Here is a 15,889-nt window from a genome sequence, read left to right on the forward strand (position 1 = left end):
GATGAATAAAGAAGAAAGAGCAAAAAGACAGTCCAAAATTCGTAACTTCTCCATCATTGCTCACATTGACCACGGGAAATCAACGTTGGCAGACCGTATTTTGGAGAAAACAAACGCGTTGGCACAGCGCGAAATGAAGGCGCAATTGCTTGACTCTATGGAGTTGGAGCGTGAGCGTGGTATTACAATTAAATTAAATGCAGTACAACTAACGTATAAAGCGAAAGACGGTGAAGAGTATATTCTTCACTTAATCGATACTCCAGGACACGTCGACTTTACGTACGAAGTATCTCGTAGTTTAGCGGCTTGTGAAGGTGCAATTCTTGTTGTGGATGCAGCGCAAGGAATTGAGGCGCAAACATTAGCGAACGTATATTTAGCGCTTGATAATAATTTAGAAATCTTACCAGTTATTAATAAAATCGACTTACCAAGTGCAGACCCAGAACGCGTACGTCAAGAGGTAGAAGATGTAATTGGTTTAGATGCATCGGAAGCTGTACTTGCTTCAGCGAAAGCTGGCATTGGTATTGAAGATATTTTAGAACAAATCGTTGAAAAGGTACCAGCTCCAACAGGTGATTCAGAAGAGCCGTTACAATGTATGATTTTTGATTCTTTATATGATCCGTACCGTGGTGTAATTGCATATATCCGTGTTGTAAATGGAACGGTAAAAGTTGGCGATAAAGTACGTATGATGGCAACTGGAAAAGAATTTGAAGTAACAGAAGTAGGTGTGTTTACACCGAAAACAACGCAACGTGACGAGTTAACAGTAGGTGATGTAGGTTTCTTAGCAGCATCTATTAAAAACGTAGGCGATACACGCGTAGGTGATACGATTACACATGCGAAACGTCAGGCTGTAGAGCCGTTAAAAGGGTATCGTAAATTAAATCCAATGGTATTCTGTGGTTTATATCCAATCGATTCTGCACGTTATAACGACTTACGTGATGCGTTAGAAAAACTAGAATTGAATGATTCTGCTCTTGAATTTGAGCCTGAAACATCTCAAGCTTTAGGTTTTGGTTTCCGTTGTGGCTTCTTAGGGCTGCTTCACATGGAGATTATTCAAGAACGTATTGAACGTGAATTCAAGATTGACTTAATTACAACAGCGCCAAGCGTTATTTATAAAGTGTATTTAACAAACGGTGAAGATCTTATTGTTGATAATCCATCTAATATGCCAGATCCACAGGCTATCGATCGTGTAGAAGAGCCGTTTGTGAAGGCTGCAATTATGGTTCCGAATGACTATGTTGGAGCTGTAATGGAAATTTGCCAAGGGAAACGTGGAACGTTTATTGATATGCAATATTTAGATGAAACACGTGTTACATTGACATATGAAATCCCGTTATCAGAAATCGTATATGATTTCTTCGATCAATTGAAATCAAATACGAAAGGATATGCATCATTTGACTACGAGTTAATTGGTTATAAACCATCTAAGCTTGTGAAAATGGATATTCTTTTAAATAATGAACAAGTGGATGCTTTATCATTTATTGTACATCGTGATTCAGCGTATGACCGTGGTAAAGTAATTGTAGAGAAATTAAAGAAATTAATTCCAAGACAACAGTTTGAAGTGCCAATTCAGGCGACTATCGGAAATAAAGTTGTATCTCGTTCTACAATTAAGGCGATGCGTAAAAACGTACTTGCAAAATGTTACGGTGGTGACATTTCTCGTAAGCGTAAACTTCTTGATAAGCAAAAAGAAGGTAAAAAACGTATGAAGTCTGTTGGTTCTGTAGAAGTGCCGCAAGAAGCATTCATGGCTGTACTGAAAATGGATGATAACTAATAGAGTGAACTATAATTAGTGGGGATTTTTCTATTCTTCGCTAATTATTAGCCCGCACCAATTGTGATAAAAGTAGAAGCCGTTCGTTCGGCTTCTTTTTTTATATGCTACTTTTTAGACATCTTAGCATCTCTCATTTACAATAGTGAGAGAGCTTTTTAGTGATTGATATAGAGTTAGGAGACTATTAATGTCCGAAAATATTCGAAAAGATATTCGAGAGAAAATACAAAAAGGTAATTTTAATTGCGAAAAGGAACTGACGCTTTCTATTATTAGTGGGAAGTGGAAAGTTGTGATATTGTGGCACTTAGGTGTGGAAGGTCCGCATCGTTTTAGTGAATTACAACGTCTGTTCCCAAGCATTTCTCATAAAGTGTTGTCAAATCAATTGAAAGAGTTAATGGAGGACGGGATTATTGATCGAACAGTATACCCGGAAATTCCTCCGCGAGTTGAGTACTATATGACGGAATTAGGTATGTCGCTTTTACCGATCGTTGAAATGATGTATGATTGGGGAAAAATGCGAATGGAACAAATTCGTAACACTTTATAAAAGTAAAGGACCCTCCGGAACGCGGAGGTTTTCTTTTTAGAAAGGTAGGAGTTATATTTGGTACAAGCTGCATATATTCATATTCCATTTTGTCAGCATATTTGTCACTATTGTGATTTTAATAAAGTATTTATTGAACGCCAACCGGTTGATCAATACTTACAATATTTAGAGAAAGAAATAATAAATACGGTTCAAAAAGTACCGTTTGAAAGTATGAAAACGATTTTTGTTGGCGGAGGAACTCCGACAGCTTTAAATATGGAGCAAACAAAACAGCTACTCGACATCATTAACCGTCGTTTGCGTCCATTTGCGCCGAATTGTGAATTAACATTTGAAGCGAATCCAGGTGATTTACCGAAAGAGAAGTTGAACTTATTGCTAGAAGGTGGAGTAAACCGAATTAGTTTTGGTGTGCAAACGTTTCGTGATGAGCTACTTGAGAAGATTGGACGCAGGCATACGAGAGAAGATGCATTCGTAGCAATTCGAGAAGCGCAGGAAGTCGGTTTTGCAAATATTAATGTAGATTTAATTTATGCTCTGCCAGGACAGACGATAGAAGATGTAAAGGAAACATTAGACATTGCCTTTACGCTTGGTGTACAACATTTCTCGGCATATTCCTTAATTGTGGAACCGAAAACCGTATTTTATAACTTAATGAATAAAGGGAAATTAAGACTACCAGGTGAAGATCATGAAGCGAAAATGTACGAAATGGTAATGGATGAAATGGAGAAACATGGTTATAACCAGTATGAGATTAGTAACTTCTCAAAAGGTAATAATGAAAGTAGACATAATCTCACATACTGGAATAATGAAGAGTATTATGGATTTGGAGCTGGAGCGCATAGCTATGTGAACGGGGAACGAATTCAAAATGTAGGTCCGCTCAAGCAATATTTCACTAAAATTAATGAGACAGGATTTCCATATTTAGATGTTCACACAGTGACAGAGAAAGAAAAAATGGAAGAAGAGTTGTTCTTAGGACTTCGAAAAACAAAAGGTGTTTCTAAGTTAGAATTCCAAAAGAAATTTAATGTGGAGATGGATCATGTTTTTGCAAAGCAGTTACAAAGTAATCAAGAACAAGGATTACTTGAAAACAGAGATGGGCATGTTTGTTTAACGAGGAAAGGGAAACTATTAGGGAATGAAGTATTCCAGTCATTTTTGATTGATTAATTAAATGTGCCATAAGCGTGAAAAAGTTTTGTTATTTCGTGACGTTTCCGTTGACAATTGAATGTCAATTTTGGTAAGTTATTAATAGATTTAGCACTCGAAGACAAAGAGTGCTAACAGAGGTGATGATGAGATGCTTACGGAACGTCAGCTCTTAATTTTACAAACAATTGTTGATGACTTTATTGGATCAGCGCAACCAGTTGGTTCGAGGACGTTGGCTAAGAAAGATGAAATTACGTTTAGTTCAGCTACTATTCGAAATGAAATGGCTGATTTAGAAGAACTAGGATTTATTGAAAAAACGCATAGTTCTTCTGGGCGTGTTCCTTCTGAAAAAGGATACCGATTTTATGTAGACCATCTTTTAGCGCCGCAAAACTTACCGACCGATGAAATTGTACAAATTAAAGATTTATTTGCTGAAAGAATTTTTGAAGCAGAAAAAATTGCACAACAATCCGCTCAAATTTTATCAGAGCTTACGAATTATACGGCCATTGTTCTTGGTCCCAAATTGAGCACAAATAAACTTAAAAATGTACAAATTGTACCGCTTGATCGTCAAACAGCAGTCGCTATTATTGTAACAGATACAGGGCATGTGCAAAGTAAAACGATTACCGTTCCGGAATCTGTTGATTTATCAGATTTAGAAAAAATGGTTAATATTTTAAATGAAAAGCTATCTGGTATACCTATGGCAGAACTTCATAATAAAATCTTTAAAGAGATTGTTACAGTCTTGCGTGGGTATGTTCATAATTACGATAGTGCAATAAAAATGTTAGATGGTACATTTCAAGTTCCTTTATCGGAAAAGATATACTTTGGAGGAAAAGCAAATATGCTTTCGCAACCAGAGTTCCATGACATTCACAAAGTAAGATCTTTGCTGACGATGATTGATAATGAGGCTGCGTTTTATGACATTTTGCGTCATAAACAAGTCGGAATTCAAGTGAAAATTGGTAGAGAAAATTCTTCGATAGCTATGGAAGATTGTAGTTTAATTTCTGCAACGTATTCGATTGGAGAAGAGCAACTTGGAACAATTGCAATTTTAGGTCCGACGAGAATGCAATACTCTCGTGTAATTAGTTTACTGCAGTTATTTACAAGACAATTTACAGACGGACTTAAAAAGTAAATGAGAGTAATACATTCGCTCAAGTGATGGAATTTTCATTGCTGTGTGTAATATATAATGCTTAGGTAATCATGCTAAGCATGATACCTAATACCTTTTAAGGAGGTGAAAATTGTGGAAGAGCGTAACGAACAAGTGGTAGAAGAAGTGAAAGAAGCGCAAGTTGAAGAAGCTGTCACGCCAGAAAACAGTGAAAAAACTGTAGAAGAAAAAAGTGAGGCTGCTCTTTTACAAGAAAAAGTAGATGAGTTACAAGCGAAACTAACGGAAACGGAAGGTCGCACATTACGTCTACAAGCTGATTTTGAAAATTATAAGCGCCGTGTCCAAATGGATAAACAGGCTGCTGATAAATATAGAGCACAAAGTCTAGTTTCAGATATTTTGCCAGCTCTTGATAATTTTGAAAGAGCGATGCAAGTGGAAGCGACTGACGAGCAAACGCAATCCTTGTTACAAGGTATGGAAATGGTGCATCGTCAATTGCTAGAAGCGTTGACTAAGGAAGGTGTTGAAGCGATTGAAGCTGTTGGTAAACAGTTTGATCCGAATGAACACCAAGCTATTATGCAAGTGGAAGACAGTGAATTTGAATCAAACGCGGTAGTTGAAGAATTCCAAAAAGGTTATAAACTAAAAGACCGTGTGATTCGCCCATCAATGGTAAAAGTAAATCAATAATGTACATAAAAGTAGGAGGATTCGCCATGAGTAAAATTATCGGTATTGACTTAGGTACAACAAACTCTTGTGTAGCTGTTATGGAAGGTGGAGAACCAAAGGTTATCCCAAATCCAGAAGGAAACCGTACAACACCTTCTGTTGTAGCTTTCAAAAATGAAGAGCGTCAAGTTGGGGAAGTTGCGAAGCGTCAAGCAATTACAAACCCAAATACAATCATGTCTGTTAAACGTCATATGGGTACAGACTACAAAGTAGAAGTTGAAGGTAAAGATTTTACACCTCAAGAAATTTCTGCAATCATTTTACAAAACTTAAAAGCTTCTGCTGAAGCATACTTAGGTGAAACAGTAACGAAAGCTGTTATTACAGTACCTGCATACTTCAACGATGCAGAGCGTCAAGCAACGAAAGATGCTGGTCGTATCGCTGGTTTAGAAGTTGAGCGTATCATTAACGAACCAACAGCCGCAGCACTTGCTTACGGTTTAGAAAAACAAGATGAAGAGCAAAAAATCTTAGTATATGACTTAGGTGGAGGTACATTTGATGTATCTATCCTTGAGTTAGCAGACGGCACATTCGAAGTTATTTCAACTGCTGGTGACAACCGTCTTGGTGGAGATGACTTTGACCAAGTTATCATCGATCATTTAGTAGCTGAATTCAAAAAAGAAAATAGCATTGATTTAAGCCAAGATAAAATGGCACTTCAACGTTTGAAAGATGCAGCTGAAAAAGCGAAGAAAGATCTTTCTGGTGTAACACAAACACAAATTTCATTACCATTCATTAGTGCTGGAGCTGCTGGTCCATTACACTTAGAATTAACGTTAACAAGAGCTAAATTCGAAGAAATTTCAGCTGGTCTTGTTGAAAGAACATTAGAGCCAACTCGTCGTGCATTAAAAGACGCTGGTTTTTCTCCAAGCGAATTAGATAAAGTTATCCTTGTTGGTGGTTCTACTCGTATCCCAGCTGTACAAGAAGCAATTAAACGTGAAACTGGTAAAGAGCCATACAAAGGTGTAAACCCAGATGAAGTTGTAGCATTAGGTGCTGCAGTTCAAGGTGGCGTACTTACTGGTGATGTAGAGGGCGTTCTATTATTAGACGTAACTCCACTTTCTTTAGGTATCGAAACTATGGGTGGTGTGTTCACGAAATTAATCGAGCGTAACACTACAATTCCAACAAGTAAGTCACAAGTATTCTCAACAGCTGCTGATAACCAACCAGCGGTAGACATTCACGTACTACAAGGTGAGCGTCCAATGTCAGCTGACAACAAAACGTTAGGTCGTTTCCAATTAACAGACCTTCCGCCAGCACCACGTGGAATTCCACAAATCGAAGTAACATTCGATATTGATGCGAACGGTATCGTTAACGTACGTGCAAAAGACTTAGGAACAAGCAAAGAGCAAACTATTACAATCCAATCTTCTTCAGGTCTTTCTGATGAAGAAGTAGATCGTATGGTACAAGAAGCTGAATCAAATGCTGATGCTGACCAAAAACGTAAGGAAGAAGTTGAACTTCGTAACGAAGCTGACCAACTTGTATTCCAAACAGACAAAGTTGTAAAAGATTTAGAAGGTAAAGTAGATGCAGCTGAAGTAGCGAAAGCAACGGAAGCGAAAGAAGCATTACAAGCGGCAATCGAGAAAAACGAACTTGAAGAAATCCGTGTGAAAAAAGATGCTCTTCAAGAAATCGTACAACAATTAACTGTTAAATTATACGAGCAAGCTCAAGCGGCTGCAGGGCAAGCGGAAGGTGCACAAGGAGCACAAGACGCTGGCGCGAAAAAAGATAATGTAGTAGACGCTGAGTTTGAAGAAGTAAAAGAAGACAAGTAATAAAGTGAAATAAAATAAGTAAGATGACAAAAAGTCAAAGTCAAGCGTGCCTTGGCTTTGGCTTTTTTCACGAATAAGAAGAAATGTGTGAGGATCTTAAGTTTTTTATTTTGCATACTGTAAGTGAGGAAACTTTGTTGCAAAGCACTTTCTTTCGGTGTTAAAATTACGTTTATGTGAAAGATTCGGGGGTTGCAAATTTATGAATAAACGAGACTATTATGAGGTCCTTGGACTTAGCAAGGGTGCTTCTAAAGATGAAATAAAAAAAGCGTATCGTGGTTTGGCTAAAAAGTACCATCCAGACGTAAGTAAAGAAGAAAATGCAATTGAAAAGTTTAAAGAAGTACAAGAAGCATACGAAGTATTAAGTGACGATCAAAAACGCGCGCAGTATGATCAGTTTGGTCACGCGGGTCCGAATCAAGGTTTCGGTGGAGGCGACTTCGGCGGTGGTTTCGGATTTGAAGATATCTTCAGTTCATTCTTTGGTGGCGGTGGAGGCAGACGTCGTGATCCGAATGCTCCGCGTCAAGGTGCTGATTTACAATATCAAGTTACTTTAGAGTTTGAAGAAGCTATTTTTGGTAAAGAATTAAATGTTGAGATTCCAGTGGAGGATCCATGTGATACTTGTAAGGGTAGCGGAGCAAAACCAGGGACTTCAAAAGAAACATGTAAACATTGTTCAGGATCAGGGCAAGTAAGTGTAGAACAAAATACACCATTTGGGCGTATTGTAAACCGTCAAGCTTGTGGGCATTGTTCAGGAACAGGTCAAATGATTAAAGAGAAATGTACGACATGCCATGGTTCTGGTAAAGTTCGTAAACGCAAAAAAATCAATGTTAAAATTCCAGCGGGTATCGATAATGGTCAACAAATTCGTGTATCTGGAAAAGGTGAAGCAGGCGTAAATGGCGGACCGGCAGGTGACTTATATGTTGTTGTTCATGTGAGAAATCATGAATTCTTTGCGCGCGAAGGGGATCACATTATTTGCGAAATGCCATTAACATTTGCGCAAATGGCACTTGGTGCGGAAGTAGAAGTTCCTACCGTTCATGGCAAAGTGAAGCTGAAAATTCCAGCAGGAACACAAACAGGAACAGAATTCCGCTTAAAAGGAAAAGGTGCTCCGAACGTACGTGGATATGGTCAAGGAGATCAATATGTAGTCGTTCGTGTTGTTGTGCCGACGAAATTAACTTCACATCAAAAAGATTTATTGCGTGAATTTGCAGGGCAAGAAGAGCAGGATGATAGCTTATTCAGAAAGCTTAAACGTGCTTTCAAAGGGGAATAATGGAAATAAAAAATGGAGTTGGTAAATTGTGAAATGGTCAGAAATTAGTATTCATACAACAGAAGAAGCAGTAGAAGCTGTCTCTCATATTTTGCATGAAGCAGGCGCTAGCGGGATTGTGATTGAGGACCCAGCGGAGTTGACGAAAGAGCGCGAGCAACAATACGGTGAGATTTATGCACTTAACCCAGATGAATATCCAAGTGAGGGTGTTTTGGTAAAAGCATATTTCCCACAAACGGATTCTTTACACGAAACGGTTGCAGGTGTAAAATCATCTATTGATGCACTACCATCTTTCGACATCGAAATTGGTACAGGAAATATTACAATTAATGAAGTCGATGAGGAAGATTGGGCTACTGCTTGGAAGAAGTATTATCATCCAGTTCAAATTTCTGATACATTCACAATTGTGCCGACGTGGGAAGAGTATACACCGTCTTCTCCAGATGAAAAAATTATTGAATTAGATCCAGGTATGGCGTTTGGTACAGGGACACATCCAACAACAACGATGTGTATTCGTGCGTTAGAAAAAACGGTTCAGCCAGGTGATACTGTGATTGATGTGGGGACAGGTTCAGGGGTACTTAGTATTGCTGCGGCAAAATTAGGTGCGGCTTCTGTTCAAGCGTATGATTTAGACCCAGTTGCAGTTGAAAGTGCAGAAATGAATGTGCGCTTAAATAAAACAGATGACATTGTCAATGTTGGACAGAATAGTCTATTAGAAGGTATTGAAGGTCCAGTTGATTTAATCGTAGCAAATTTACTAGCGGAAATTATTCTTCTATTCCCTGAAGATGCAGCGAGAGTTGTGAAGCCAGGTGGATTATTTATTACATCTGGTATTATTGGGGCGAAAGAAAAATTAATTTCTGAAGCGTTAGAAAAAGCTGGATTTACAATTGAAGAAGTGCTTCGAATGGAAGATTGGGTAGCAATTATTGCACGAAATGCGTAATATAGATTTTAGTCTATAAAGAACAGGGGAGTCTCTCACCGTATAAGGTGAGGGACTTGCCGTTTGTTATATGAAAATGATAACGTTTCGTTCTTTTCGTAAGTGTTGACTTACGAAAGGAACGAAACTCTACTAAGGTGATTATATGCAACGTTATTTTGTAGAAGAGAAATATGTAAATGAGACAAGTATTCGTATAATGGGTGATGATGTTCATCACATCGCAAGAGTGATGCGTATGTCAGCTGGTGACCACATTTATTGCTGTGTAAATGGTCAAACAGCAGAGTGTTCAATTGCTGAAATTACCAGTGAATTTGTGGATACCACTATTGTAGAATGGGTAGAGGCGTCAAGCGAACTTCCTGTGTTCGTGACGATTGCAAGTGGACTGCCGAAAGGAGACAAGCTAGAGTTAATTTTTCAAAAAGGAACTGAGCTTGGGGCAGCTGCATTTTTACCATTTCAAGCATCTCGATCTATTGTAAAGTGGGATGCGAAAAAAGCAGATAAAAAAGTTGAGCGTTTGAAAAAAATTGTAAAAGAAGCTGCGGAACAATCGCATAGAAGTGAAATTCCAGAAGTACACGTTCCCTCATCATTTAAACAACTGCTGTCGATGAGTAGCGAGTATGATGTTTGTCTTGTTGCGTATGAAGAAGAAGCGAAACAAGGTGAGAAATCTAATTTTGCGAAAGCTTTATCGACGATTAAACGAGGCCAAAAGCTGCTGATTGTATTTGGGCCGGAAGGCGGTTTAGCGGAGGAAGAGATAACCGCACTTCGTGAACATAAATTTGTACCATGTAGTTTAGGACCAAGAATTTTAAGAACAGAAACGGCTCCGCTTTATGCGTTAAGTGCCGCTTCTTATCATTTTGAATTGATGGGGTGATAATCAATGGCAACTGTTGCGTTCCACACGTTAGGTTGTAAAGTAAACCACTATGAAACAGAAGCGATTTGGCAATTGTTTAAACAAGGTGGTTATGAAAGAACTGAATATGAAAAAAAATCTGATGTATATGTTATTAACACATGTACAGTAACAAATACTGGAGATAAAAAAAGCCGTCAAGTAATTAGACGTGCTGTACGTCAAAATCCAGATGCGGTAATTTGTGTAACTGGATGTTATGCACAAACATCTCCAGCAGAAATTATGGCAATTCCAGGTGTAGATATTGTTGTTGGTACGCAAGATCGTGAGAAGATGTTAGGATACATCGAAGAATTCCGTAAAGAGCGTCAACCAATTAATGCTGTCCGCAATATTATGAAAACACGTGTATATGAAGAGCTCGATGTACCATATTTCACGGACCGTACACGTGCATCTTTAAAAATACAAGAAGGTTGCAATAACTTCTGTACATTTTGCATCATTCCTTGGGCGCGTGGTTTAATGCGTTCTCGTGATGGAAAAGAAGTTATTAAACAAGCGCAGCAATTAGTAGATGCGGGCTATAAAGAAATCGTATTAACAGGTATTCATACAGGTGGGTACGGTGAAGATATAAAAGAGTATAACTTAGCGGGATTACTGCGCGATATGGAAGCGAAAGTAGGCGGATTGAAACGCCTTCGTATTTCTTCTATTGAGGCGAGTCAAATTTCTGATGAAGTAATTGAAGTGTTAGATAAATCAGAAGTAGTTGTACGTCACTTGCATATTCCATTACAGTCAGGATCTAATACTGTATTGAAACGTATGCGCCGTAAGTATACGATGGAATTTTTCCAAGAGCGTTTAGATCGTTTGAAAGAAGCGTTACCAGGTCTTGCGATTACATCAGACGTAATTGTTGGATTCCCAGGTGAAACAGAAGAAGAATTCATGGAAACGTACAATTTCATTAAAGAGAATCGTTTCTCTGAATTACACGTTTTCCCTTATTCAAAACGTACAGGTACTCCAGCAGCACGTATGGAAGATCAAATTCCTGAAGACGTGAAGAACGATCGTGTTCACCGTTTAATTGAGCTATCAAATCAATTAGCGAAAGAGTATGCTTCTGGATTTGAAGGTGAAGTACTTGAAATCATTCCGGAAGAGACATTTAAAGATGGTGACCGTGAAGGTTTATATGTAGGTTATACAGATAACTACTTAAAAATTGTGTTTGAAGGATCTGAAGAATTGATTGGTAAGCTAGTAAAAGTGAAAATTACAAAAGCTGGTTATCCATATAATGAAGCGCAGTTTGTTCGTGTTCTTGAAGATGATGTAAAAAAAGAATCAGCAAGCGCATAATAAAGTGAAACTTTAATCAGTGGGGGGTTTTGTTCATCCCCACTGATTATTTGCCCTTACCAATCGGGCGTTTACGGGCAGTTGATCTCCCACCTAACTTCTTTGCTTCAGCCGAATTTTGAGATGGGAGTTTTACTGCCCGTTAATGCTTTTTTTTCGTTCATGGAGAAGTTAAGTATTGAAAGAAGATGCAGTGGGTTGTTCGTTAAATGAGTGATTTTTGAGCGTATCCTTGTATAAAAAAGATCCAGTAATAAAAATATATTTATTTTTAGGGGAAGAGATAAAGGCTATCAACATAGTTTTTGAAAAAGGAAGAGCATCAATTCTTCTTTTATTCTGCCAAATAGTTGACCTGAAGTGATAAAATGTATTATAATCTTAAAAGACATGCTGAAGAAGTGTTTCTTTTTGCATGCTGAAGTTAGTATGTAAGTGTGATGTTTCGGAGGGAGGGAAAGAGAATGTCAAAAACAGTCGTTCGTAAAAACGAGTCTTTGGAGGATGCACTTCGCCGTTTTAAAAAGTCGGTTTCTAAAACTGGTACACTTGCTGAAGCAAGAAAGCGCGAGTTTTATGAAAAGCCAAGTGTAAAACGTAAGAAGAAGTCTGAAGCGGCAAGAAAGCGTAAGTTCTAAGAGAGGGTGTAAGTTATGAGTCTTCTCGGTCGTTTAAACGATGATATGAAACAAGCGATGAAGAATAAACAAAAAGAAAAATTAACCGTTATTCGTATGGTTAAGGCTGCTTTACAAAATGAAGGTATTAAACTGCAACATACTCTTACTGAAGAAGAGGAATTAACAGTTTTAGCTCGTGAAGTAAAACAGTATAAGGACTCCCTCCTTGAATTTAAAAAAGCTGGTCGTGAAGACCTTGTTGATAAACTGCAAAGTGAAATTCAGATTTTAAGCGCATATTTGCCGGAGCAATTAACAGAAGAAGAACTAGCGGATATAATTAAGCAAGTTATTTCTGAAGTTGGTGCTACATCTAAAGCAGATATGGGTAAAGTGATGACTGCTGTTATGCCGAAAGTAAAAGGTAAAACAGACGGATCACTTGTGAATAAGCTGGTTATCCAGCTATTAGCATAAAAAAGCGTCTCATTTCGTATGAGACGTTTTTTTATGCTTTTTTCAGTTTGGACGTGATATTACAAGCTCTTTTTTCATACATATGGGATGAGAGGGGGTCTTTTGAGATGAAGAAATTAGAACAAATGAAGAATTGGTTAACGAAGCAAATAGACCTGCCAGTGGATGTGTTAATGGATCTACCTCGGATCACGCTTGTTGGGCAAGTACATATCTATATAGAAAATCATCGAGGATTATTAGTGTTTTCAGATAAAGAGGTAAGATTGCTATTGAAACATGGTCAATTATTAATTAAAGGTCAATCCTTTGTTATTAAAACAATCCTTCCAGAAGAACTGTTACTTGAAGGGATTATTGAACAAGTGACGTTTTTAGAAAATGAAAAGAAAGAGGAGTGAGGAGAAACTTCCGTTTGTGAAGTTTTTCTTCGTTACCTTGTATTAACAGGTGATAACGTTCTGGCCTCAATATTCGGTTCGTACAAAGAGGATAGGTGGGAATTGAGTTCCACGTAAAAAAAACTGGCTCGTGAAGGTTAATAATTAGTGAGGATCAAGGAATCTGCTAATTTAGTACGAGCTAGTTTGATAATCGAATTGAAAAGTAGTGTATCTACTTTTAGAAAGGTAGTGGAGATAGTCGATGAAAAATAAATGGTTTATAAAATGGCTTGGGTATGTAAAGGTGCGAATTGAAGGTAGAGGAGCGGAACGCTTTGTTAACGAGTGTGTGCGGAGGAAATTACTCGTTTGGGATGTAAAGAAGATAGCTGATGAAACGTTAGTTTTTTGTATGTTATTACGAGATGTGAAAAAGATAAAACCAATTTATAGAAAAAATGAATGTAAATTATATTTTATTGGACGTTACGGTTTTCCGTTTTGGAATAAGCGTTTAATTAAAAATAGTGGATTTTTAATTGGGTTTTTAATATTTTTTTTCGGAATGATCGCATTGTCAAATATGGTGTGGAAAATTGAAATTACAGGAGCAAAACCTGAAACGGAATATATATTGATGAAAGAATTGGACAAAATGGGTATAAAAAAAGGGAAATTACAGTTCCAAATGCCGAGTGTAGAAGATGTTCAACGTCATTTGACAGACAATATTAATGCGATTACTTGGGCGGGATTAGAAATAAGAGGGACAACATATCATTTTAAGATTGTTGAAAAAAATGAACCGAAAAAGGAAAATGAACAACAGCCACAAAACTTAGTAGCAAAAAAAGAAGGGATTATTACAAAAACATTTGTGGAAGTTGGGAAGCCTGTTGTCATGAAAAATGACCATGTAGAAAAGGGGCAACTTCTCGTCTCGGGGATGTATGGTAATGAGGAGAATCCGACAATTGTTTCGGCTAAAGGGATTGTATATGGAGAAACGTGGTATAAATCTGAGGTGGATGTTCCGTTAAAGACGCAATTTCAAGTGTATACTGGTAATTCGTATAATGAATATTTTCTTAAATTTGGGAGTGCTAAAATAAAAATATGGGGATTTCAACAGGATAAGTATAAACGCTCTCGTACTGAAAGTGTAAAACATGATGTGAAATTATTTGGATTCACATTACCAGTTGCATACGAGAAAGATATTGTACGAGAAGAGGAAGAAGCGAACCGAGAATATACCGAAAAACAAGCAATGAAAGTAGCGAAAGAGATGGCAGAAAAAGAACTGAAGAAAAAATTGGATGAACATGCTATGATTGTAAGTGATAACATTTTGAGTAAAGAGGTTGAGGCGGATCACCTAAAGGTCACATTACATTATACAGTGATTGAAAATATTGCAGAGCCACAACCAATATCTGAATTCGATATTCAAGGAGACTGAGTAATGGCAGAACAATTAGTAGAAATGAACCAACAATTGGAAAACCCTAACGAAGCAATCGCTCTTTTTGGGGTAAATGATGCTCATTTAAAAGTAATTGAACGAGAACTTAGTGTATCGATTGTGACTAGAGGAGAATCTGTTCGTGTATCTGGGGCAGATGAAACTGTGGTGCTCGTAGAAAAAATCTTACAACAGTTACTTGTTGTTATCCGTAAAGGTGTATCAATTTCGGAAAGAGATGTTGCGTATGCGATTCAGCTTGGGCAACAAGGGAAAATTGCTCAATTCGAAGAGTTATATGAAGAGGAAATTTTTAAAACGGCAAAAGGTAAATCCATTCGTGTGAAAACGATGGGGCAAAGACGATATATTCATGCAATGAAAAAGAATGATATTGTATTTGGGATAGGGCCTGCTGGGACAGGAAAAACATACTTAGCCGTAGTAATGGCTGTGAGAGCTTTAAAGCAAGGGTATGTAAAGAAAATTATTTTAACAAGACCTGCTGTAGAAGCTGGAGAGAGCTTAGGGTTTTTACCAGGTGATTTGAAAGAAAAAGTAGATCCGTATTTACGACCACTATATGATGCGTTACATGATATTCTTGGACAAGAATATACACAACGTATGATGGAACGTGGTGTAATTGAAATTGCACCTCTTGCTTATATGAGAGGGCGTACTCTTGATGATTCATTTGTTATATTAGATGAGGCGCAAAATACAACTGGTGTTCAAATAAAAATGTTTTTAACACGATTAGGTTTTAGTTCGAAAATGGTTATTACGGGGGATCCCTCACAGGTAGACTTGCCAAAAGGGGTAAAGTCAGGTCTTTCTATTGCTGCTAATATTTTATCAGGTGTATCAGGTCTTTCGTTCATTACATTGGAACAAACGGACGTTGTGAGACACCCGTTAGTGCAACGTATTATTGAGGCATATGATAAAATGGAATGATCCTATTTGTCAGGATCATTTCTTTTTGTATGATAAGGTTGGCGAATGACATATTTTTTACTATCATTAAAGACGAGGGAAATAAACTATAGGTGATGGTCTATAAAAATATGGTCTTAAAAAGTATCGTTGGCTGGAAGAAATGAAAGCTATAAATAGTTTCACTTTATTTCTGGAGAGGAG

15 protein-coding genes are annotated in these 15,889 nt (G+C 37.6%); all 15 read left to right on the plus strand.

Annotation, left to right across the window (positions count from 1 at the left end):
- The first annotated feature begins 1 nt into the window (after nt 1).
- The 15 genes from lepA (at nt 2) to JTF23_RS15590 (ending at nt 15,706) form a co-directional block, all read left to right on the plus strand.
- Nucleotides 2–1,825, plus strand: a complete 1,824-nt coding sequence (lepA, locus tag JTF23_RS15520; protein WP_002145694.1) for an elongation factor 4 — start codon at nt 2–4, stop codon at nt 1,823–1,825.
- 190 nt (nt 1,826–2,015) lie between these two features.
- Nucleotides 2,016–2,384 (plus strand): winged helix-turn-helix transcriptional regulator, encoded by a 369-nt coding sequence (locus JTF23_RS15525; protein ID WP_002160441.1) that lies wholly within the window; start codon nt 2,016–2,018, stop codon nt 2,382–2,384.
- 57 nt (nt 2,385–2,441) lie between these two features.
- A complete protein-coding gene (hemW, locus tag JTF23_RS15530) occupies nt 2,442–3,581 on the plus strand; it encodes a radical SAM family heme chaperone HemW (RefSeq protein ID WP_204209120.1) in 1,140 nt (379 codons plus the stop codon).
- A 133-nt stretch (nt 3,582–3,714) separates the two neighbouring features.
- The gene (hrcA, locus tag JTF23_RS15535; RefSeq protein WP_204209121.1) at nt 3,715–4,731 is read left to right on the plus strand and encodes a heat-inducible transcriptional repressor HrcA; all 1,017 of its coding nucleotides are present in this window, start codon (nt 3,715–3,717) and stop codon (nt 4,729–4,731) included.
- Between the two features lie 114 nt (nt 4,732–4,845).
- Nucleotides 4,846–5,412 (plus strand): nucleotide exchange factor GrpE, encoded by a 567-nt coding sequence (gene grpE, locus JTF23_RS15540; RefSeq protein ID WP_002165061.1) that lies wholly within the window; start codon nt 4,846–4,848, stop codon nt 5,410–5,412.
- A 26-nt stretch (nt 5,413–5,438) separates the two neighbouring features.
- Complete coding sequence (gene dnaK, locus JTF23_RS15545; protein ID WP_204209122.1) at nt 5,439–7,274, plus strand: molecular chaperone DnaK; 1,836 nt, start codon at nt 5,439–5,441, stop codon at nt 7,272–7,274.
- A gap of 202 nt (nt 7,275–7,476) precedes the next feature.
- Complete coding sequence (dnaJ, locus tag JTF23_RS15550) at nt 7,477–8,580, plus strand: chaperone protein DnaJ (protein WP_088079386.1); 1,104 nt, start codon at nt 7,477–7,479, stop codon at nt 8,578–8,580.
- 28 nt (nt 8,581–8,608) lie between these two features.
- Entirely contained in the window at nt 8,609–9,547 is a 939-nt protein-coding gene (prmA, locus tag JTF23_RS15555) for a 50S ribosomal protein L11 methyltransferase (RefSeq protein ID WP_204209123.1), read from the plus strand.
- Between the two features lie 145 nt (nt 9,548–9,692).
- Complete coding sequence (locus JTF23_RS15560) at nt 9,693–10,442, plus strand: 16S rRNA (uracil(1498)-N(3))-methyltransferase (protein WP_002160444.1); 750 nt, start codon at nt 9,693–9,695, stop codon at nt 10,440–10,442.
- 6 nt (nt 10,443–10,448) lie between these two features.
- Entirely contained in the window at nt 10,449–11,801 is a 1,353-nt protein-coding gene (gene mtaB / locus JTF23_RS15565; protein ID WP_002160445.1) for a tRNA (N(6)-L-threonylcarbamoyladenosine(37)-C(2))-methylthiotransferase MtaB, read from the plus strand.
- A gap of 464 nt (nt 11,802–12,265) precedes the next feature.
- Complete coding sequence (gene rpsU, locus JTF23_RS15570; protein WP_002088683.1) at nt 12,266–12,439, plus strand: 30S ribosomal protein S21; 174 nt, start codon at nt 12,266–12,268, stop codon at nt 12,437–12,439.
- A 15-nt stretch (nt 12,440–12,454) separates the two neighbouring features.
- Nucleotides 12,455–12,898 (plus strand): GatB/YqeY domain-containing protein, encoded by a 444-nt coding sequence (locus JTF23_RS15575; RefSeq protein ID WP_000054578.1) that lies wholly within the window; start codon nt 12,455–12,457, stop codon nt 12,896–12,898.
- Nucleotides 12,899–13,005: 107 nt separating this feature from the next.
- Nucleotides 13,006–13,299 carry a sporulation protein YqfC gene (gene yqfC, locus JTF23_RS15580; protein WP_002088680.1) on the plus strand — a complete coding sequence of 98 codons (294 nt, stop codon included), beginning with the start codon at nt 13,006–13,008 and terminating at the stop codon, nt 13,297–13,299.
- 244 nt (nt 13,300–13,543) lie between these two features.
- Nucleotides 13,544–14,743, plus strand: coding sequence for a sporulation protein YqfD (gene yqfD / locus JTF23_RS15585; RefSeq protein WP_204209124.1), 1,200 nt, complete (start codon nt 13,544–13,546; stop codon nt 14,741–14,743).
- A gap of 3 nt (nt 14,744–14,746) precedes the next feature.
- Nucleotides 14,747–15,706 (plus strand): PhoH family protein, encoded by a 960-nt coding sequence (locus tag JTF23_RS15590; protein WP_002015189.1) that lies wholly within the window; start codon nt 14,747–14,749, stop codon nt 15,704–15,706.
- Nucleotides 15,707–15,889 lie beyond the last annotated feature (183 nt).

The sequence above is a fragment of the Bacillus sp. RIT 809 genome (assembly GCF_016892495.1).
Classification (GTDB): Bacteria; Bacillota; Bacilli; order Bacillales; family Bacillaceae_G; genus Bacillus_A; species Bacillus_A cereus_U.

Bases quoted from the DNA above. Each gene is read 5' to 3' on its own strand.
- lepA (WP_002145694.1), top strand. From the start codon at position 2: ATGAATAAAGAAGAAAGAGCAAAAAGACAGTCCAAAATTCGTAACTTC.
- mtaB (WP_002160445.1), top strand. From the start codon at position 10,449: ATGGCAACTGTTGCGTTCCACACGTTAGGTTGTAAAGTAAACCACTAT.
- JTF23_RS15590 (WP_002015189.1), top strand. From the start codon at position 14,747: ATGGCAGAACAATTAGTAGAAATGAACCAACAATTGGAAAACCCTAAC.
- dnaJ (WP_088079386.1), top strand. From the start codon at position 7,477: ATGAATAAACGAGACTATTATGAGGTCCTTGGACTTAGCAAGGGTGCT.
- JTF23_RS15525 (WP_002160441.1), top strand. From the start codon at position 2,016: ATGTCCGAAAATATTCGAAAAGATATTCGAGAGAAAATACAAAAAGGT.
- JTF23_RS15560 (WP_002160444.1), top strand. From the start codon at position 9,693: ATGCAACGTTATTTTGTAGAAGAGAAATATGTAAATGAGACAAGTATT.
- rpsU (WP_002088683.1), top strand. From the start codon at position 12,266: ATGTCAAAAACAGTCGTTCGTAAAAACGAGTCTTTGGAGGATGCACTT.
- JTF23_RS15575 (WP_000054578.1), top strand. From the start codon at position 12,455: ATGAGTCTTCTCGGTCGTTTAAACGATGATATGAAACAAGCGATGAAG.
- dnaK (WP_204209122.1), top strand. From the start codon at position 5,439: ATGAGTAAAATTATCGGTATTGACTTAGGTACAACAAACTCTTGTGTA.
- hrcA (WP_204209121.1), top strand. From the start codon at position 3,715: ATGCTTACGGAACGTCAGCTCTTAATTTTACAAACAATTGTTGATGAC.
- yqfD (WP_204209124.1), top strand. From the start codon at position 13,544: ATGAAAAATAAATGGTTTATAAAATGGCTTGGGTATGTAAAGGTGCGA.
- yqfC (WP_002088680.1), top strand. From the start codon at position 13,006: ATGAAGAAATTAGAACAAATGAAGAATTGGTTAACGAAGCAAATAGAC.